This is a genomic window from Streptomyces sp. BR123 (assembly GCF_013401435.1).
Taxonomy (GTDB): Bacteria; Actinomycetota; Actinomycetes; order Streptomycetales; family Streptomycetaceae; genus Streptomyces.
The window spans coordinates 1-18,535 of the sequence record NZ_JACBGN010000137.1; the positions used below are offsets into that span (position 1 = coordinate 1).

Consider the following 18,535-nt stretch of genomic DNA (forward strand, 5'->3'; position numbering starts at 1 on the left):
CCCCCACCAAGCCCGGCCGGCCCGCCCCCGGCCTCGGCCTGGTCCGGTATGCGGCCTCCCTGCGGCAGGACCGCCCGTGGTTCGCGATCGGCGGCATCGACGCCGGCAACCTCGACGAGGTCCTCGACGCCGGCGCGACCCGGGTCGTCGTCGTCCGCGCCCTGACCGAGGCGTCCGATCCGGGGGCCGCGGCGGCGGACCTCGCCCGGCGTATCCGGAACCGCGTCTCCTAAGTGTCCAAAAAGCTGTCCAAAACCCGGACAGGGCTTCGGCGTGCGGGAACACGCGTCTAACCTGCCCGTATGGCCCTTGGAACCGCTTCCACCCGAACGGACCGTGCCCGCACGGTCCGCGACCTGCTGGCGTCCGGGGACCCCTCGTACTCGTTCGAGTTCTGGGCTCCCAAGACCGAGAAGGGCGAGCGCAACCTCTGGGACGCGCTGCGCCGCATCGAGGCGGTCTCCCCGAGCTTCGTGTCCGTGACATACGGCGCCGGCGGCTCCACCCGGGGCGGCACCGTCAAGGCCACCCAGCAGATCGCCGCCGACACCACGCTGACCCCCGTCGCGCACCTCACCGCCGTCGACCACTCCGTGGCCGAACTGCGCAACGTGATCGGCCAGTTCGCGGACGCCGGCATCCGCAACATGCTCGCCGTGCGCGGCGACCCGCCGGGTAACCCGATGGGCCCGTGGGTGCCGCACCCCGAAGGGGTGCACTACGCGGCCGACCTGGTCCGGCTGCTGAAGGAATCCGGCGACTTCTGCGTGGGCGTCGCCGCCTTCCCGGAGATGCACCCGCGTTCCGAGGACCGGGATACGGACATCCGGCACTTCGTGGACAAGTGCCGCGCCGGTGCCGACTATGCGATCACCCAGATGTTCTTCGATCCGGAGAATTATCTGCGGCTTCGCGACAGCGTCGAAAAGGCGGGCTGCGACACCCCGATCATCCCTGAGGTCATGCCTGTTGTGGCCATCAAGCAGCTCGACCGGCTGCCCCAACTCAGCAACGCCGTCTTCCCCGAGGCCGTGAAAGAGCGCATGCTCGCCGTCAAGGACGATCCGGCCGCTGTACGCTCCATGGGGATCGAGTTCGCCACGGAGTTCTGCGCGCGGCTGCTGTCCGAGGGTGTCCCGGGGCTGCACTTCATCACGCTGAACAACTCCACGGCGACTCTCGAGATCTACGAGAATCTGGGCCTGCACCAGCGGGCCTGATCGGCCGTACCCCAGGGCGGCCGTACCGAGGGGTGCCACGCATGGGAATGACGGTCCTCTACGTCGCGTTCGGTTTCGTCGCGCTGTGGCTGCTTGCCGAGGTCCTGATGCAGTACAAGGCCCGGCTGCGCTGGCGGCTGCTCGCGTTCGCAGGGTTCCTCGGCGTGGTCGGGGGGGTGGTGCTGCCCTCGGTGCCGGTCATCGCCGCGGGCGCGCTCGCGTTCGCGCTGGGCCAGACCCTGGTGACGCTTTCCTTCCGCAAGGGTTTCGAGGCCGGCTGGGCACTGCGCAAGGGCGGAAAGAGCGGCAAGGGCGGAAAGGGCGGAAAGGGCGGGGACGACGCCGCGGCCCCGAAGGGCGCCCGGCGCCGCCGCGCCGGCGGACCTCGGTCCGAGCCCGTGCTGGAGGTGTCCGGGGTGGAGTACGGCGCCGAGGCGCCGGGCGGGCCCTCGGACGCGGGCGCCGACGGGGCAGCGGAATCCGGGAAGGCCCCCCGGCCGCGGTTCACGGCCGCGACCGAGGACCTCTACAGCCCCGAGCCGCTGCCCGAGGACACCGGCTCGTACGGGATACAGAGCTTCGCGTCCGGCTCCGACGCCGGGCAGACGGCCGCCTTCGCCTCGCCGTTCACCACCGCCGAGCAGGACGCCCACGGCTACACCGGCTACCAGGACCCGCAGGCGCCGGGCGGCGGCTACGACTACCCCGGCGCCTACCAGCCCGACGGCGGGCAGCAGGTCTACGCCGCCTACTCGGACCCGTACATCGGGACCGGCGGCGGTGTCATCCCGCAGCAGCCGTACGACTACACCCCGTACGGAGGCCAGGGAGCCGGACCCTACACCGGCGGCACGACCGGACAGGACCAGTACGCGATGGACACCCCGCCCGGCGGCGTGTGGGTGCCGCAGCAGCGTGACGTCGCACAGCCGTACCCGGCCGACGGCCAGGCGTACCCGCAACAGCCGCAGCAGCAGCCCCAGCAGTACCCGTACCAGGGCTCCGGCGACTACGAGCAGTACCGCTACTGACGGCTCCGGACCGGCTTTCGCCCCGGCCCCGCACCCGATGCCGAACCGGCTCGGTGCGGGCCCGGCGGCGGGCTCGTCTGGAGCCCGCCCCGTGAGCCCGCCCGGCTCACTGCGAGCCGCGGAAGCCCGCGCCCTCCACGATCAGCCCGGCCACCAGCGCCCCGGTCATCCCGGCGTGCGCCAGCCCGCCGCCGGGGTGCGCCCAGCCGCCCGCGAGGTACAGCCCGGGCAGGGCGGTGGCGTTCGCCGGGTGAAGCAGCCGGCCGCCGGCTCCGGCGAGGGAGGGCGCCGGCACCGCTCCGCCCGCCGCCCCGGTGGCCGCCTCGATGTCGGCCGGGGTACGCGACTCCCACCACAGCAGCCGCTCGTGCAGCCCGGGCACGGCCCGGGCGGCGAGGTCCAGCAGCGCCTCGGGGGCGGGTGCGGGCGCGGCGGCCGGGCCGGCGGCCGGACCCGCGGGGGCGCACACCGCGCTGACGGTGACGGCCTCGTGGTCCCCGTCGGGCCGGCCGGCGGGGTCGTCCGGGCGCAGCACGGTGACCTGCGTGCCGGGGGAGTGGACGAGGGTGCGGTGCACGGTGCCGGCGGGGCGTGCGCCGCGCAGGGCGAGCAGCAGGGTGTGGCGGGCGGCTCCGGCCGCGGCTCCGGCGGGGACGCCGCCGGGCGGCAGCGGCAGGGCCAGCTGCCGCGGGTCGACCCCGCAGACCACGTGGTCGGCCGGGTGCCCGGCCCCGTCGGCCAGCAGCACCCCGGCGGCGCGGCCCTCGTGGGCCAGGACCTCCCGGACCGGCGCGTCGAAGACGAACTCCACCTTCCGCTCGCGGCAGCGCTCGTACAGGGCGGTCGCCAGCTCCCGCATCCCGCCGCGTACGTACCAGCTGCCGAAGGTCTGCTCCATGTACGGCAGCACGGCCGCGGAGGCGGGCGCGGTCGCCGGGTCGAGGCCGTACTCCCGCACCCGGGCGGACAGCAGTTCGCCGAGCTGCCCGCCCAGTTCGCGTGCCGCGACCTCGGCGAGGGTCGGCGGGCGGCGGCGCAGCAGCCCGCTCTTGCGGACCGCCGGGTACGGGTCCCGGCCGAGGACCTGCCAGTCGGGGCGCAGCGGCTCCTCCAGCAGGGGGCGGCGGGTGACGTCCCAGGCGTCCCGGGCCCGGTTCAGCACCGTGGCCCAGCGATCCCCGGCGCCCGCGCCGAAGGCCTCGTCGAGGGCGGCCGCGGCGCCGCCGCGGGAGGCACCCGGGAGGACGACGGCGGTTCCGTCGGCGAGGACGTGGCGGACGGCCGGGTCGACCTGGACGAGGTCGACGCACTCCTCCAGGCGCCGCTTGCCGGTCTTGACGAACAAGTCGCGGTAGACGGCGGGCAGGTGCAGCAGCCCCGGGCCCGTGTCGAAGGCGAACCCCTCCCGCTCGAAGCGGCCCAGCGAGCCGCCGTGGGTGGAACCCCGTTCGTACACCGTCACCTGGTGCCCTGCCACGGCCAGCCGGGCCGCCGTGGCCATCGCGCCCATGCCGGCGCCGATCACCGCAATTCGTGCCATGGTCCCGACCCTATCGAGCGGCTCCGGCGGGGCTCAGCGGGGTGGCCCGGGCGCCTGCGCGGCCGGTCCGGGGCGTGCGGGCCCGCTCTCGCCGGCCAGGCGCTTCTCCTCGCGGCGCTGGGCCCGCCGGCGCAGGAAACGGCGGATCCGGGCCCACAGGAAGACGACCAGGGCCAGGCCGGCCGTGAGGAGGACGGCGGCGATCACGGCGGCGGCGACCGGGTGGAACAGGGCGAGGGTGACGACGGCGGCGACGCCGAGGTCCTCGGCGGTGCTCAGCACGATGTTGGAGAGCGGCTCGGGGGAGGTGTTGACCGCCGTGCGGGTGCCGGCTTTGACGGCGTGGCTGGCCAGGGCGGTGGAGCCGCCGATCGCGCCGGCGGCGAGGTCGGGGAGGGAGCCGCTCTGCCCGGCGAGCAGGGCGCCGACCACAGCCCCGGCGACGGGCCGGACGACGGTGTGGACGGCGTCCCAGGCGGAGTCCACGTACGGGATCTTGTCGGCGACGGCCTCGCAGAGGAACAGCACGCCGGCGACGACCAGCACGTCGGTGCGCTGCAGGGAGGCGGGCACCTCGTCGGTCAGCCCGGCCGCGCCGAAGAGGCCGAGCAGGAGGACCACGGCGTAGGCGTTGATCCCGCTGGCCCAGCCGCTGGTGAAGACCAGGGGGAGGACACTCATCGGGCCATCATCGCGCAGCGCGGGTGGTCCGGTGGGCGGACGGGGAAAACCAGGGCGCCGCGGCCGGAGCGGCGAGGGGACGGCCGCCGTGCGGCAGCCGCCCCCTCAGCCGTGTCTGCGCGGGGTCCCTAGTGCCCCTGCTCGTCGCGGCGGCGCTGCCACCGCTCCTCGATGCGGGTCATCATCGACCGGCGCTGCCGGTTGCGGCTGTGGGCCGAACCGCCTGCACTTCCGGAGACGGGGTGCTCGCCAGGCTTGGGCGCCTTGCGCCAACCGGTGACCACGAGGACCGTGCAGCCCAGCATGACGAGGAAGCCCACCACGCTGACCCACAGTACGTTCGGGATGATCACACCGGTCATGAGGAGCGCGATACCCACCACAATGCCTGCGACTGCCTGGTAGACCCGTCGCCGGGTGTACGTGCGCAGTCCGCTTCCCTCAAGCGCTGTCGCGAACTTGGGATCTTCGGCGTACAGCGCTCGCTCCATCTGCTCGAGCATTCGCTGCTCGTGCTCCGAGAGCGGCACGGGAGTCCTCCTCATCCTTCGGTCGCGGGGGGTAGCGACCAGGGGTCCCCTTCAGGATAGGCGGGGAATCGCCCCCGTGATACCCGCCCTCCACGCCAGGTTCGAAAATTGCACTGCCGGAAAGGCAGTGCCCCACAACAAAACACTGCGCGAAACCGTACCGCCGGGGGAGCGGTCGCTGAGGCCGTTATTCCCCACTGCTCCGTCCGCCATGCCGGTCGCGTCCCACGATCATACGGCGCAGGCCCGCGCGGCGGAGGGTCTCGGAAGGACCCGCGGAAACCGGCGCAGGTTCCGCGGGCCGGGGAATTCAGGCGTGCTTCTCACCGAGTACGTGCAATTGCGTGGCGATCGCGTGGAAGGCGGGCAGCTCCGCGGCGGCCTCCTCCAGGCGCAGCAGCGCCTCGACGGCGCCGGGCTCGGTGTCCACGAGCACGCCGGGGACGAGGTCGGCGAAGACGCGCACCCCGTGCACCGCACCGACGTCCAGGCCCGCCCCGGCGACCAGCTCGGTGAGCTGCTCGGCGGTGAAGCGCCGCGGCATCGGGTCGCCGGTGCCCCAGCGGCCGGCCGGGTCGGTGAGGGCCGCGCGGGCCTCGGTGAAGTGGCCGGCGAGGGCGCGGGCGACGACGGCCCCGCCGAGGCCGGCGGCGAGCAGGCTCAGCGTGCCGCCGGGGCGCAGGGCCGCCACCGCGTTGGCCGCGCCCTCGGCCGGGTCGTCCACGTACTCCAGCACGCCGTGGCAGAGCACCACGTCGTACGAGCCCCGCTCGACCACGTCGAGGAGGCCCTGGGCGTCGCCCTGCACGCCGCGGACGAGGTCGGCCACGCCGGCCTCGGAGACCCGGCGCTGCAGGCCGAACAAGGCGTTCGGGCTGGGGTCGACGACCGTGACCCGGTGGCCCAGGCGGGCCACCGGTACGGCGAACTTGCCGGTGCCGCCGCCGGTGTCGAGAACGTCCAGCACGTCCCTCCCGGTCGCCTTCACCCGGCGGTCGAGGGCCTCCTTGAGTACCTCCCACACCACGGCGGTGCGGAGGGAGGCACGGGGGCGGGAAGTGTCCGACACGGCTGATGGCTCCTCGGCGCGGTAAGGGCGGGCTGTCCGGGTCCCACCCTATTGCCTCCGGCAGTCCCGCAGCTCATCCCGCGTCGGGACGCTCCGGCCGGGGCTGCGGCAGGGTCTGCGCCACCGGCTGGAGCGCGAGCATCCGCTCGACCAGCCGCAGGAACATCGACGCGGCGCGCAGGAGGTAGTCCGCGTCCTCGCTGCTCGCCGCGTCGCGTATGCCGGCCTCGGCCCGGGCCCGGCGGTCGGCTCCCGACGCGAACAGGGCGCTCCACTCGGCCAGTTCGGGCGCGAGCTCGGGAAGCACCTCCCAGGCGCTGCGGATCCGGGGCCGCCGCCGGGGGTGGGCCGGCTCGGGCCGTGCGCGGGCGGCGAGCACGGCCGCGGCGGTGCGCAGGGCGGCGAGGTGGGCGGTGGCGTAGCGCTCGTTGGGGCGGGTCAGCCGGGCGGCCTCGGCCAGGCCGCCGCGTGCTTTGTCGAGCAGGTCGAGCGCCGCCGGCGGGGCTGCCGACCTGCGCGGGACGGGGTGGACAGGGGACGGGGACGGTGTGGCCATGACGAACCTCCTGTCGTTGCGTACTGCTGCTCTTCCCGGCGCTTGGTTCCATGCCGTGGGTCCATCGTGACGGCGGCCACTGACAATCGCGCTGACCTGCGGTTTTGCGAGTTCCCTGGGGTTGGTTCGGCCCCGGTGGGCGCGCGTCCCGGCCGGGGGTGATAGTTTTTGAACTGACCGGTCAGTTCAAAAGAGAGGGGGGTCGGCGTGGACAGCCCGCACGGCGCGGCCGTCAAAGCCGAGAACTTCGGACTCAAGGGCCCGCGCGGCTGGGCGTTCCGGGGAGTGGGGATCGATGCCGGTCCCGGCTCGCTCATCGCCGTGGAAGGCCCCTCGGGAACCGGCCGGACCTGCCTGCTCCTCGCCCTCACCGGGCGCATGAAGCCGAGCGAGGGCCACGCCGAGGTCGCCGGCCACCGGCTGCCCAAGCGGATGGCCGCCGTCCGGCGGGTGGCCGCGCTCGGCCCGGTCTCCGGCGTGAACGACCTCGACCAGGCCCTCACCGTCACCGAGCAGCTCCGCGAGGGCGCCCTGCTCCAGCGCCGCTACGAGGGCCCGGTCCGGGCCCTGCTGCGGCCCCGCGGCGAGCGCCGCGCCGCCACCGCGGCCCGCATCGACGCCGCCCTGGCCGCCGCCGGCCTGGACCTGGACGCGCTGCCCAAGGGGCCGCGCACCTCCGTCCGGGACCTCGACCGCCTGGAGGAGGTCCGGCTGTCCGTGGCCATCGCCCTGCTGGGCTCCCCGAGGCTGCTGGCCCTCGACGATCTCGACCTCAAGCTCTCGGACGCCGAGCGCGCCGACGCCTGGGCCATGCTCCGCTCGATCGCCGCCGCCGGGACCACCGTCCTCGCGGTGTGCAGCCAGGCTCCGGACGGCGTGCAGGTCCTGCGCACCTCCCCCGCCGAGCCCGCTACGAAGCCCGCGGCCGGGGCCGAGGTGAGGACGGCCGCGAACCCGGCAGCCCAGACCGGGGCGACGCCCGAGCCGAAGAGGGCCGCGGGGCCCGAGACGAAGCCTGCCCGGAAGGACACCGCGAACCCCGCGGCGAAGGACACCGGAACGGCCGAGACGAAGCCCGCGGCGAAGGCCCGGGCCGCGGGCGGGGCGCAGACCGGGGCGCAGACCGAGGCGAAGACCGGGGCGCAGACCGAGGCGAAGACTCCGGCCGACACGGCCGACGACGACACGAAGGGGACGGACGATGCGCTCGCCGAAGCTGGCCGCGCTTGAGCTGAAGCGGTTCGGGCGGGGGAAGCTGCCCAGGGCCGCCCTCGTCGCGCTGCTCCTGCTGCCGCTGCTCTACGGAGCCCTGTACCTGTGCTCCTTCTGGGACCCGTACGGCCGCCTCGACAAGGTGCCCGTCGCCCTGGTCAACGCCGACAAGGGCGCCACCGTCGACGGCAACCGCCTCGACGCGGGCGCGGACATCACCAAGAAGCTGCACGACAGCAAGACCTTCGAGTGGCACGACGTGAGCGCGAAGGAGGCGGCCAAGGGCCTAGAGGACGGGAAGTACTACCTGACCCTGACCATGCCGGCCGACTTCAGCGAGAGGATCGCCTCCAGCTCCGGCGACGCCCCGACGACCGGCGCCCTGCAGGTCCGCACGAACGACGCGAACAACTACATCGTCGGCTCGATCTCCCGCACGGTCTTCGCCGAAGTCCGCACCGCGGCGTCCACGAACGCCTCCCGGAAGTTCCTCGACAAGATCTTCGTCTCCTTCTCCGACCTCCACGACAAGACGGCGGAGGCCGCCGACGGCGCCTCCAAGCTCAAGGACGGTGCGACCAAGGCCCAGGAGGGCGCGAAGGAGATCGCCGACAACCTCGACAAGGTCGAGCAGAAGAACGGCGAGCTCACCGGCGGGCTGGAGAAGCTCGGCGAGGCCGCCACGAAGCTGAAGAAGGGGTCCAGGGACGTCGCGAACGGCACCCAGGTCGTCGCCGACAAGATCAGCGGCAACGCCGACAAGGCCCGCCCCCTCCTGAAGGACCCCAAGCAGGTCGCCGACGCCGCCCAGCTGGTCGCGGACACCGCCAAGGTCGTGAACAACCACCTCGACAAGATCACCCAGAGGGCCCCCGGCGCGGCCCGCGTCAGCAAGCAGGCCGCCTCCGTGGCCGCCGACGCCCACACCCGCAACTGCACCGGCGCGGCCGCGGCCAAGACGCCGCCGGCCGCCTGCACCGACCTCAAGAAGGTCAAGGACGTCACCGCGGAGGCGTCCCAGCTCACCGGCGACGTCGACACCCTGTTCAAGAACTCCAACGGCGACCTGACCAAGCTCCGCAAGCAGCTCGCCGACCTGGAGGCCAAGGCCCGCAAACTGGCCGCGGACGCCCCTCACCTGTCCGCCGACCTCGACGCCGCCGTCGCCAAGGCCAACGCCCTCAACGACGGCGCCCACAAGGTCGCCGACGGCATGGCCCAGCTGCACGCCGGCCTCATCAAGGCCACCAACGGCTCCGCGGCCATCGGCGACGGCGTCGGCAAGATCGGCGACGGCGCGCACCGCCTCGACGGCGGCCTGTACAAGCTCGCCGACGGCAACGGCGAACTGGCGAACGGCCTGCACGAGGGCGTCGGCAAGATCCCGGACTACGACCAGCAGCAGCGCGACGCCCGTACCGAGGTCATGGCCGACCCGATCAAGCTCGCCAACCAGTCCCTGCACAAGGCGCCCAACTACGGCACCGGCTTCGCCCCCTACTTCATCCCGCTCTCCCTCTGGGTCGGCGCGATGGTCGCGTACATGCTGATCGCGCCCGTGAACCGGCGCGCGCTGGCCGCCGGCGCCTCGCCCTGGCGGATCGCGCTCGCCGGCTGGCTGCCCGTCGCGGGCCTCGGCGCCCTCCAGGTCGGCCTGCTGATGTCCGTCCTGCACTGGGGCCTCGGCCTGGAGATGGAGCGCCCGGCCCTGACCATCGCCTTCCTGGTCCTGGTCACCGGCTGCTTCGCGGCGATCGTGCAGTGGCTGAACGCCAAGTTCGGGGCCGCCGGGCGGATCCTCGTCCTGGCCGTGCTGATGCTCCAGCTGACCTCGGCCGGCGGCACCTACCCCGTCGAGACCAGCCCGGGCTTCTTCAACGCCATCCACCCGTACCTGCCGATGTCGTACATCGTCGAGGGTCTGCGCCGCCTGATCACCGGCGGCGACCTCGCCCCCGTCTGGCAGGGCAGCGCCGTCCTGCTGGCCTTCACCGTGGGCGCCCTCGCCCTCACCTCGCTCGCCGCCCGCGGCAAGCAGGTGTGGACGATGGACCGGCTCCACCCCGAACTGAGCCTGTAGGGAGCGGGGGACCTGTGAGAATCAGCCACATGGACAGCAGCAGCACCACCGCCGGCGGCGGCCGCCGCCAGGCGACGCGCCAGAAGCTCTACGAAGCGGCCGTCACCCTCATCGCCGAGCAGGGCTTCTCCGCGACCACGGTCGACGAGATCGCCGAGCGGGCGGGCGTCGCGAAGGGCACCGTCTACTACAACTTCGCCAGCAAGAACGAGCTCTTCGAGGAGCTGCTGCGGCACGGCGTCGGCCTGCTCACCGCCTCCCTGCGGGCGGCGGCCGAGGAGACCGAGTCGAACGGCGGCAGCCGGGTCGAGGCGCTCGACGCGATGATCCGGGCCGGCCTGGTCTTCATCGACCGCTACCCCGCCTTCACGCAGCTCTACGTGGCCGAATTGTGGCGGACCAACCGCACCTGGCAGTCCACCTTGATGGTGGTCCGCCAGGAGGCGGTGGCCGTCGTGGAGACGGTGCTGCGCGAGGGCGTGGAGCGGGGCGAGCTCAGCGCGGAGATCGACGTACCGCTGACGGCCGCGGCGCTGGTGGGGATGGTGCTGGTGGCCGCGCTGGACTGGCAGTCCTTCCAGCGCGAGCGATCGCTGGACGACGTGCACTCGGCGCTGTCGCTGCTGCTGCGCGGGCGGGTCAGCGGCAACGCCTGACCGCCGCCCCCCGATCGGCGGTGCTGCCGGCGGGCCCGGGCCGCGTACAACTGGTGGGGCCTGCCGCCGGTCCGCCGCGGAGTCTGAGTACCCGTACTCAGGCGAGGAGATGAGTACCTGCGCGGATGGGCTCCCACCTGCGCGGACGACAGACTGGGGGCAACGGAACGGGGCCCGGTCCGGACCGCCGACACGGGGCGGCCGGTGCGGATCGGGCGCCTTCCGCCGTTGCCGGGACGGGGGAAGACGGGGGAAGAGCCGGGGGAAGGCAGCCCGGTGATGCAGTAACGCCGGCGCGGCGGGGCTCGGGGGGATCGAGCCTCGCCGCGCCGGCGTTTCCACGTGCGTACGGATGCCGGCGCGCCCGCAGCGGCTCCCGGCGCCACAGCGCTCCGGCCCCTGCCCGGGACGAGCGGGGGACGAGCGGGGGACGAGCCCCTGTCGGGGGCAACGGGGGCAAGCCCCTGCCGGGGGCAAGCCCCTGTCGGGGGCAAGCCCCTGTCGGGGACGAGCCCCCGCTAGGGACACGGTCGGCCAGGGACACCGCTAGGGACACCGCCCGGCGAGGGACACGCCCCGGCGAGGGACGCCCCCGGCCGGGTGCTGTTTCAGCTGCGGTCTCGCATCGGCAGGCGGGGCAGCCGCGGTCGGGGGAGCCGGGCCGCGAGCCCGGCCAGTCGGCCGCGGGCCGCCGCCGCCCAGGCGTCCCGGCGTGCCGCGGCCGCCCAGCGCAGTCGGACCGCGGAGCGCGGCAGCAGCAGCGCCCGGAGCCGGCCCGGGCGGCCCACCCCGGCCAGCAGTGCGGTCCGCGCCAGCAGCACGTCCGCCGCGGGCCGGTACGGATCCTGGCCGGGCGGGGCGTACAGCGCGCGCTCCACGGCTCCGGCGACCCGGTGCACCGCTGCGGCGGCCTCCGGCTCCAGCCGGCCCAGTTCCACCAGCCGGGACGCGGCCCGGCGCGGCGAGAGGGCCCCGTCGGGGGCGATGCCGACGTCCCAGGCGGCGTCGCCCAGCTCCTGCCAGGCCGGCAGGATACCGCCCGCGGCCAGCCGCCGCGTCCTGACCCGGCTCCGCCACAGCAGCGGCAGCAGCGGCAGGGCCAGCAGCGCCAGCACGGCGCCCGCCCAGCCGAGGACCACCGCGACCGACGGGCCGCCGCCCTTGCCGCCGGCGCTCTGCTGGGGCGCGGCGCCCCCGCACTCACCCAGCCTCTTCAGCTCCGGCGGGCAGGTGTCGGCCTTCGTCGGCTCCGCGGACGGCTGCACCGCGCTCTGCGACGGCACCGGCGACGGGGCCGAGGGCCGGTCCGCCGGCCGGTCGGTGCGGGAGTAGTCCGGCAGGCTGATGCCCTGCCGGGGCGTGGGCTCGAACCGGGTCCAGCCGATGCCCTCGAAGTACAGCTCGGGCCAGGCGTGCGCGTCCCGCATGGTCACGTTGACGCTGCCGTCCGGCTGCCGCTCGCCCGGGGTGAAGCCGACCGCCACCCGCGCGGGGATGCCGAGCGACCGGGACATCGCCGCCATCGAGAACGCGAAGTGGACGCAGAAGCCCTCCTTGTCCTGGAGGAAGCGGGCGATCGCCGTCGGCCCGGTGCCCGAGGCCACCTTCGTGTCGTAACGGAATCCACCGTTCACGGCGAAGAAGTCCTGCAGTTTCACCGCCCGCGTGTAGTCGTCCTTCGCTCCCTTGGTGACCTGGCGGGCCGTCTCCGCGACCACCGGCGGCAGGGTGTCCGGCAGCTTCGTGTACTCGTCGCGGATCGCCCGGTCCGGCTCCGGGGCGGCCTGGAGCTGCGCCGCCGTCGGCCGCAGCAGCAGGCTGGTCACCTTGTAGCCGGCGCCCTGGACGTTCTGGAAGCGGTCCTTGCCCAGCTGGTCGCCGACGAGGGTCCGGCCGACCGGCTCGAACCGCCACTTGCCGGGGATGTCCACGGCCGTCGCCGGGTACGGCATCGGCAGGTACCGCTGCGCGTAGGTGTCGGCCGCGGAGAGGTTGGTCCGGACCTCGACGGCGTCCCGGCGGACCTGCGCGCTCAGGCCGGGCGGGGCCGGCAGCCGCTCGGGCACGTCCGTCAGGGCACGCGCCGACGCCTCCCACTTGACCCCGTTGAACTCGTCCAGCGCCAGGATCCGCAGGTACTGCTCGCCCAGCTGCGGGTTGTCCGTCCGGTACTTCAGCACCACCCGGTTGTCCTGCGCGTTCAGGCTGCCCTGCAGCGAGACGAGCGGGTTGACCGCCGATATGGTCCCGCCGCCCCCGCTGCCGCCGCCCTCGGCCTCGACCTGGCGGGCCAGCAGCCCGCCCCCGAGCGGGGGCAGCACCGCCGGCACCGCCAGCGCGAGGCCCAGCGCCACCGCGCCGATCCGCCGCCCCGTACGCACGGGGGAGACCGCCTGGCCCGAGCCCTCGCCGCTCCCGTACCCCGAGGCCGCCGACACCCGGCCGGGCGGGGCCCCGCCGAAGACCCGGCCCCACTGGGCCAGCCGGTCCCGGCCCTCGGCCAGCAGCAGCGTCAGGTAGCCGCCGCCGGCCAGCAGGAAGGAGAACCAGGAGCCGCCGCCGAGGCCGCCGGACAGCCCGGCGGCCACCGAGTACAGCGCGAGCAGCGGCAGCCCGGCCGCCGCCGCGCTGCGCAGCGTCACGGCCAGCAGGTCCACCAGCAGCCCGATCAGCAGCACCCCGGCGAGCAGCAGCAGCCGGATGCCGTCCGTCAGCGGCGCCGGGATCGAGAACTCGGCGACGTCCTGCAGGCCCCGGCGGAACAACGCCCAGACGTCCGTCACCAGGTACGCCATCGGCCCGTTGCCGGTGGACTCGCCCTTCCCCGCGAAGAGGAACATCAGCACCAGCGCCGACACCAGCATCTGGCAGGCGACCGTGAGCCAGCGCGCCATCGGCACCCGCCGGGCTGCCGCGCCCACCCCGCTCTGCACGGCGAGCAGCAGCCCCGCCTGCAGCAGCCAGCCCGACGACTCCACCAGCGAGGCCAGCGACCACGAGGTCATCAGCGTCGCCAGTGCCGCGAACAGCGTCAGTCGCGCCCGTCCGCTCATGACCGGCCTCCCGAGGTCTCCGCACCCAGCGGTGCACTGCCGGCCTGCCGCCACAGATCACCGAACGACGCCCCGGGCGGCACGGCCAGCGCCGTCCAGCCCGTCTCGCGCAGCCGGCGCAACCGCTCCTCCACCTGGGTGCCCGGCCGCCCGGCCCACCGGTCCGGGTCCAGGACGAAGGCCACCGCGGCCCCGCTGCGCCCGCGCATTCCTGCTGCCGTTTCCGTCTGTGCGTCGTCGAGGTCCCCGAGGAAGGCGACGAGCAAGCCGCCGCCGCCGGAGCCAGTACCGCCGCCGTCGTCGGCGCCGCCGCTGCGCAGGGCGTCGTGTGCGCGCGAGAGGCCCGCGCCGTCGGAGTGCCCGACGACCGCGAGGGTGTCCATCATCAGCCCGGAGGCCTCGGTGGATTCCGAGCCGCCGGAGGAGAAGCCGCCGCCCTCGCCGGGTACCGCGCTCCCGGTGTCGGTGAGCAGCCGTACGGCGAAGCCCCGTTCGAGCAGGTGGACGAGGGTCGAGGCGGCCGCGGACACGGCCCATTCGAAGGCGGACTCCGGGCCGGCGCCCTCGAAGGCTACCGCCCGGGTGTCCAGCAGGACGGTGGCCCGGCTGCGCTGCGGCTGCTCCTCGCGGCGCACCATCAGCTCGCCGTAGCGGGCGGTGGAGCGCCAGTGCACCCGTCGCAGGTCGTCGCCGCGCCGGTAGGTGCGCGGAATCACGTCGTCGTCGCCGGCCAGGGCCAGCGCGCGGTGGCTGCCGTCGCCGTAGCCGGAGGTCTCGCCGGTCAGCCGGACCGGCGCCAGCTCCTCGGTCCGCGGGACGACGGTGAGGAGGTCGTACGTCCCGAACGAGCGGGTCAGCTCGACCAGCCCGAACGGGTCGGTCAGCCGCAGCTGGAGCGGGCCCAGCGGGTAGCGGCCGCGCATGTCGGAGCGGACCCGGTAGGACACCTCGCGGCGCCCGCCCGCCTCCAGGCGGTCCAGGACGAAGCGGGGGCGGGGTCCGAGCACGTACGGGACGCGGTCCTGCAGCATCAGCAGACCGGTGGGCAGCCGAGAGCCGTTGTCCATGCGCAGCTGCACGCGGGCCTCACCCCCGGCGGGCACGCGGACCGGGGTGAGCCGGCGGCTGCCGGAGACCCGGTGGCGGGTGCGGTGCAGGACGAGGACGCACACCAGCGGCAGGGCGGCGAGGAGCAGCCCGACCCGGAGCAGTTCGCTCTGCCCGAGCACGTACGCGCACAGCGCGGCGGCCGTCCCGGCGGCCAGGAAGGACCGGCCGCGGGTGGTCAGCCCCGCCAGCGAGGCGCGCAGCCCGGCCCGCCCCGGACCTCGGCTCGCGCTGCCGGCGCCGCGCGGGGCACCGGCGCTCATCAAAAGCCCCGGACGCCCGCGGCGGGCGGCATCTCGCCGCGCCCCCGGGCAGCCGGGACGGGGGTGCGCTGCACGATGTCCTGGACGACCTGCTCGGCGGTGCGCCGGTTGAGCTGGGCCTGCGCGGTGGGCAGCAGCCGGTGCGCGAGGACCGGCAGGGCCAGGGCCTGGGCGTCGTCGGGCAGGACGTAGTCCCGGCCGGACAGGGCGGCCGAGGCCTTCACGGCGCGCAGCAGGTGCAGGGTGGCGCGGGGCGAGGCGCCCAGGCGCAGGTCGGGGTGGCTGCGGGTGGCGGAGACCAGGTCGACGACATAGCGCTTGACGGGCTCCGCGACGTACACGTCGCGGACGGCGTCGATCAGCTTGGTGATGTCGTGGGCGTGCGCGACGGCCTGGAGGTCGTCCAGCGGGGACAGCCCTCCGTGCACGTCGAGCATCTGCAGCTCGGCGTCGGGGCTCGGGTAGCCGACGGAGACGCGGGCCATGAAGCGGTCGCGCTGGGCCTCGGGGAGCGGGTAGGTGCCCTCCATCTCCACCGGGTTCTGCGTGGCGACCACCATGAACGGGCTGGGCAGGGCGTAGGTCGTGCCGTCGATGGTGACCTGCCGCTCCTCCATGGACTCCAGCAGCGCGGACTGGGTCTTGGGCGAGGCGCGGTTGATCTCGTCGCCGATGACGATCTGGGCGAAGATCGCGCCGGGCTTGAACTCGAACTCGCGGCGCTGCTGGTCGTAGATGCTGACACCGGTGATGTCGGAGGGCAGCAGGTCCGGGGTGAACTGGATGCGCTGCACCGAGCAGTCGATCGACTTGGCGAGGGTCTTGGCGAGCATGGTCTTGCCGACGCCCGGCACGTCCTCGATCAGCAGATGGCCCTCGGCGAGCAGCACGGTCAGCGCGATCCGCACGACCTCGGGCTTGCCCTCGATCACGGTCTCGACCGAGTCGCGGACCCGCTCGGCCGTGCTCGTCAGATCCGCGAGGCCCGCTCTGTCGTCATACGTCGTCACCTGGTTCTCCTCGGCCCTTTCCGGCAGGGCCGACGCCCTTCGCGCATGACGGCCCACCCCAACACGGACGCCGGCCCGGACGGAATTCCGGGCGGCGTCATCCCCGCATTGTTGACGGCGTCACGGGGCTGTGTCACTCACGAGGCCGGATCGATCTCCCGCAGGAGCCCGGTGTGCACGTCGAAGACGAAGCCTCGCACATCGTCGCGGTGGGGCAGGAAGGGGTTGGTCCGGACCCGCTGCATGGACTGGCGTACGTCCTGGTCGACGTCCCGGAAGGCCTCGACGGCCCAGGCGGGGCGCTGGCCGACCTCGTCCTCCAGCTCGTGCCGGAAGTCCTCGGTGAGGCTTTCCAGGCCGCAGCCGGTGTGGTGGATGAGTATGACGCTGCGCGTGCCCAGGGCACGCTGGCTGATGGTGAGCGAGCGGATGGTGTCGTCGGTGACGACGCCGCCGGCATTGCGGATGGTGTGGCAGTCGCCCAGCTCCAGGCCGAGCGCCTTGTGCAGGTCGAGACGGGCGTCCATGCAGGCCACGACGGCGACGCGGAGCACCGGCCGGGCGTCCATGCCGGGGTCCTTGAAGCCGGCGGCATACCTGCGGTTCGCCGCGACCAGATCATCGGTGACGGACCCGCCGGAGGTCGGTGCGGCGGACTCTGCGGGCAGGGATGCGGAAGTCGTCATGCATACGACGTTAGTGGTCACGGCCGGTCCGGGCAGGGAGTGAGGATGGACAAAGAAGGTCAACCGGCCTTGTTGTGAGCTAACCCACAGGAGTGGGCAGGGGGCGCCCATCCGGGTGGTTCGCGGCTTTCGGGGGTTCCCCGGAAGGCAGCCGCTACGGCGCGCGCGGGCGGTTCGTTGACCGCGCCGACCGGTGCACTAAAGTGGCGCGAACCGGCCGGAGCCCGGCCCCACCGGCCGCCCGGCCCCCTGGTAACACTCCGCGTGCGCGGCGCGGCGTATGCCTGCCGCGCCGTTATCTGAGAGGGCGCTTTGACCAGCGAGTCCCGACACGTCCCGGTCATGCTCCAGCGCTGCCTGGACCTGTTGGCCCCGGCGCTCCAGAAGCCGGGGGCCGTCGTCGTCGACTGCACCCTCGGCCTCGGAGGCCACAGCGAGGCCCTGCTGACCCGATTCCCCGAGGCCCGCCTGATCGGCCTCGACCGCGACAAGGAGGCCCTGCGCCTCTCCGGCGAGCGGCTCGCCCCCTTCGGGGACCGGGCCACCCTCGTCCACGCCGTCTACGACGAGCTGCCCGACGTACTGGACCGCCTCGGCATCCCCGCCGTCCAGGGCGTCCTGTTCGACCTCGGCGTCTCCTCCATGCAGCTCGACGAGGCCGACCGCGGGTTCGCGTACGCCCAGGACGCGCCGCTGGACATGCGCATGGACCAGACGACCGGCATCAGCGCCGCCGAGGTGCTCAACACCTACCCGCCGGGCGAGCTCGTACGGATCCTGCGCCAGTACGGCGAGGAGAAGCAGGCCAAGCGGATCGTCTCGGCGATCGTCCGCGAGCGCGCGAGGGAGCCGTTCACCAACAGCGCCCGGCTGGTCGAGCTGATCCGCGAGGCACTGCCGCAGGCGGCCAAGCGCACCGGCGGCAACCCGGCCAAGCGCACCTTCCAGGCGCTGCGCATCGAGGTCAACGGCGAGCTGTCGGTCCTGGAACGGGCCATCCCGTCGGCCGTGGACCGGATCGCGGTCGGCGGCCGCATCGCGGTGCTCTCCTACCACTCCCTGGAGGACCGCCTCGTCAAGCAGGTCTTCGCCGCCGGGGCCGCCTCCACCGCCCCGCCGGGCCTGCCCGTGGTCCCCGAGAAGTACCTGCCGAAGCTGAAGCTCCTCACCCGCGGCGCCGAGCTGCCCACCGAGGAGGAGATCGCCGAGAACAGGCGGGCCGCCCCGGCCCGCTTCCGCGGAGTGGAGCGGATCCGGGAGGCGAACCTGTGAGCAGGGGCGGGGCCGGGCCCGCGGGACCGGGGCGACTGCGCGGCCCAGCGGCGGGACAGGCGGCGCGCACGCCGTTCGTCCTGCTCGTGGTGGCACTGCTCGCCGGCGGGCTGATCAGCCTGCTGCTGCTGAACTCCGCCCTGAACGAGGGCTCCTTCCAGCTGTCCAGGCTGAAGAAGGAGACCACCGCGCTGACCGACGAGGAGCAGGCCCTCCAGCGGGACGTCGACGCCTACTCGGCGCCCGATGCGCTGCAGCGGCGCGCCCAGGAGCTGGGCATGGTCCCCGGCGGCAGCCCCGCCTTCGTCGGCCCGGACGGCAGGGTCACCGGCACCGCCGCCGTCGCGGAGTCCGCGACCCCGGCCGCCCCGCTCCCCGCCTCGCCCTCGGCCCCGGCCGCGTCCGGGATCCCGTCGGCGCCGGCCGGGGCGCCGCCGCAGAGCGAGGCCCCGCCGAACGCCCCTGCCGTGCCGGGCCCGGCGGCGTCCTCCCCGCAGCCAGGGCCCCAGCCCACCCCGAACCCAGGCAGGTGACGTCGTGACGCGGACCCCTCCGGGGCTCCTCCCCGC

At 74.2% G+C, this 18,535-nt stretch carries 17 protein-coding genes; 8 read left to right on the forward strand and 9 right to left on the reverse strand.

From position 1 onward, the window contains the following. The 3 genes from HYE82_RS20895 to HYE82_RS20905 all read left to right on the forward strand — a co-directional run. Positions 1-233, forward strand: a 233-nt coding sequence (locus HYE82_RS20895) for a thiamine phosphate synthase (RefSeq protein WP_179175649.1), incomplete at its 5' end; no start/stop codon positions are given. Positions 234-302: 69 nt separating this feature from the next. Beyond that, the gene (gene metF, locus HYE82_RS20900) at positions 303-1,220 is read left to right on the forward strand and encodes a methylenetetrahydrofolate reductase [NAD(P)H] (protein WP_179175650.1); all 918 of its coding nucleotides are present in this window, start codon (positions 303-305) and stop codon (positions 1,218-1,220) included. Between the two features lie 41 nt (positions 1,221-1,261). Continuing rightward, positions 1,262-2,251 carry a hypothetical protein gene (locus HYE82_RS20905; RefSeq protein WP_179175651.1) on the forward strand — a complete coding sequence of 330 codons (990 nt, stop codon included), beginning with the start codon at positions 1,262-1,264 and terminating at the stop codon, positions 2,249-2,251. Positions 2,252-2,357: 106 nt separating this feature from the next. Here the strand turns inward: HYE82_RS20905 and HYE82_RS20910 are convergent, their stop codons facing one another. The 5 genes from HYE82_RS20910 to HYE82_RS20930 all read right to left on the reverse strand — a co-directional run bounded on the left by HYE82_RS20910 (position 2,358) and on the right by HYE82_RS20930 (position 6,627). Next, complete coding sequence (locus HYE82_RS20910) at positions 2,358-3,791, reverse strand: NAD(P)/FAD-dependent oxidoreductase (protein WP_179175652.1); 1,434 nt, start codon at positions 3,789-3,791, stop codon at positions 2,358-2,360. A gap of 33 nt (positions 3,792-3,824) precedes the next feature. After that, positions 3,825-4,472: a DUF4126 domain-containing protein gene (locus HYE82_RS20915; protein ID WP_179175653.1), complete on the reverse strand. Its 648-nt coding sequence runs from the start codon at positions 4,470-4,472 to the stop codon at positions 3,825-3,827. A 128-nt stretch (positions 4,473-4,600) separates the two neighbouring features. Further along, a complete protein-coding gene (locus HYE82_RS20920) occupies positions 4,601-5,002 on the reverse strand; it encodes a DUF3040 domain-containing protein (protein WP_179175654.1) in 402 nt (133 codons plus the stop codon). A 310-nt stretch (positions 5,003-5,312) separates the two neighbouring features. After that, positions 5,313-6,071: a methyltransferase domain-containing protein gene (locus HYE82_RS20925; protein WP_179175655.1), complete on the reverse strand. Its 759-nt coding sequence runs from the start codon at positions 6,069-6,071 to the stop codon at positions 5,313-5,315. 73 nt (positions 6,072-6,144) lie between these two features. Continuing rightward, positions 6,145-6,627 carry an SAV_6107 family HEPN domain-containing protein gene (locus HYE82_RS20930; protein ID WP_179175656.1) on the reverse strand — a complete coding sequence of 161 codons (483 nt, stop codon included), beginning with the start codon at positions 6,625-6,627 and terminating at the stop codon, positions 6,145-6,147. A 207-nt stretch (positions 6,628-6,834) separates the two neighbouring features. Between HYE82_RS20930 and HYE82_RS20935 the strand changes: the two genes are divergently transcribed. Genes HYE82_RS20935 through HYE82_RS20945 form a run of 3 tightly spaced genes read left to right on the forward strand, consistent with a single transcriptional unit; the run spans position 6,835 to position 10,575 of the window. Continuing rightward, on the forward strand, positions 6,835-7,857 hold the full coding sequence (locus tag HYE82_RS20935) for an ATP-binding cassette domain-containing protein (RefSeq protein WP_179175657.1): 1,023 nt from the start codon (positions 6,835-6,837) through the stop codon (positions 7,855-7,857). Further along, a complete protein-coding gene (locus tag HYE82_RS20940) occupies positions 7,829-9,919 on the forward strand; it encodes a YhgE/Pip domain-containing protein (RefSeq protein WP_179175658.1) in 2,091 nt (696 codons plus the stop codon). Before HYE82_RS20935 ends, HYE82_RS20940 begins: the two co-directional genes overlap by 29 nt. A gap of 29 nt (positions 9,920-9,948) precedes the next feature. Then, a complete protein-coding gene (locus HYE82_RS20945) occupies positions 9,949-10,575 on the forward strand; it encodes a TetR/AcrR family transcriptional regulator (protein ID WP_179175659.1) in 627 nt (208 codons plus the stop codon). Between the two features lie 608 nt (positions 10,576-11,183). On the opposite strand, the gene HYE82_RS20950 is transcribed toward HYE82_RS20945, so the two are convergent. From HYE82_RS20950 to HYE82_RS20965, 4 genes are all read right to left on the reverse strand, one after another. After that, on the reverse strand, positions 11,184-13,628 hold the full coding sequence (locus HYE82_RS20950; RefSeq protein WP_179175660.1) for a DUF3488 and transglutaminase-like domain-containing protein: 2,445 nt from the start codon (positions 13,626-13,628) through the stop codon (positions 11,184-11,186). Then, a complete protein-coding gene (locus tag HYE82_RS20955) occupies positions 13,625-14,998 on the reverse strand; it encodes a DUF58 domain-containing protein (RefSeq protein ID WP_179175661.1) in 1,374 nt (457 codons plus the stop codon). Before HYE82_RS20955 ends, HYE82_RS20950 begins: the two co-directional genes overlap by 4 nt. Further along, positions 14,998-16,008, reverse strand: coding sequence for a MoxR family ATPase (locus HYE82_RS20960; RefSeq protein WP_179175662.1), 1,011 nt, complete (start codon positions 16,006-16,008; stop codon positions 14,998-15,000). The genes HYE82_RS20955 and HYE82_RS20960 overlap by 1 nt, the downstream gene beginning before the upstream one ends. A 137-nt stretch (positions 16,009-16,145) precedes the next feature. Then, positions 16,146-16,694 (reverse strand): carbonic anhydrase, encoded by a 549-nt coding sequence (locus HYE82_RS20965; protein WP_179175663.1) that lies wholly within the window; start codon positions 16,692-16,694, stop codon positions 16,146-16,148. A gap of 312 nt (positions 16,695-17,006) precedes the next feature. Here HYE82_RS20965 and rsmH point away from each other — a divergent pair, with 312 nt between their 5' ends. Both rsmH and HYE82_RS20975 read left to right on the forward strand, forming a co-directional pair. Further along, complete coding sequence (gene rsmH / locus HYE82_RS20970) at positions 17,007-17,966, forward strand: 16S rRNA (cytosine(1402)-N(4))-methyltransferase RsmH (protein ID WP_179175664.1); 960 nt, start codon at positions 17,007-17,009, stop codon at positions 17,964-17,966. Positions 17,967-18,001: 35 nt separating this feature from the next. Beyond that, complete coding sequence (locus HYE82_RS20975) at positions 18,002-18,499, forward strand: hypothetical protein (RefSeq protein ID WP_179175665.1); 498 nt, start codon at positions 18,002-18,004, stop codon at positions 18,497-18,499. The last annotated feature ends 36 nt before the right edge of the window (positions 18,500-18,535 follow it).

What these genes read in the sequence shown, in the direction of transcription:
- HYE82_RS20915 (WP_179175653.1), bottom strand. Translation starts at nt 4,472, where the DNA reads ATGAGTGTCCTCCCCCTGGTCTTCACCAGCGGCTGGGCCAGCGGGATC.
- HYE82_RS20910 (WP_179175652.1), bottom strand. Translation starts at nt 3,791, where the DNA reads ATGGCACGAATTGCGGTGATCGGCGCCGGCATGGGCGCGATGGCCACG.
- HYE82_RS20930 (WP_179175656.1), bottom strand. Translation starts at nt 6,627, where the DNA reads ATGGCCACACCGTCCCCGTCCCCTGTCCACCCCGTCCCGCGCAGGTCG.
- HYE82_RS20905 (WP_179175651.1), top strand. Translation starts at nt 1,262, where the DNA reads ATGGGAATGACGGTCCTCTACGTCGCGTTCGGTTTCGTCGCGCTGTGG.
- metF (WP_179175650.1), top strand. Translation starts at nt 303, where the DNA reads ATGGCCCTTGGAACCGCTTCCACCCGAACGGACCGTGCCCGCACGGTC.
- HYE82_RS20955 (WP_179175661.1), bottom strand. Translation starts at nt 14,998, where the DNA reads ATGAGCGCCGGTGCCCCGCGCGGCGCCGGCAGCGCGAGCCGAGGTCCG.
- HYE82_RS20950 (WP_179175660.1), bottom strand. Translation starts at nt 13,628, where the DNA reads ATGAGCGGACGGGCGCGACTGACGCTGTTCGCGGCACTGGCGACGCTG.
- HYE82_RS20945 (WP_179175659.1), top strand. Translation starts at nt 9,949, where the DNA reads ATGGACAGCAGCAGCACCACCGCCGGCGGCGGCCGCCGCCAGGCGACG.
- HYE82_RS20940 (WP_179175658.1), top strand. Translation starts at nt 7,829, where the DNA reads ATGCGCTCGCCGAAGCTGGCCGCGCTTGAGCTGAAGCGGTTCGGGCGG.
- HYE82_RS20965 (WP_179175663.1), bottom strand. Translation starts at nt 16,694, where the DNA reads ATGACGACTTCCGCATCCCTGCCCGCAGAGTCCGCCGCACCGACCTCC.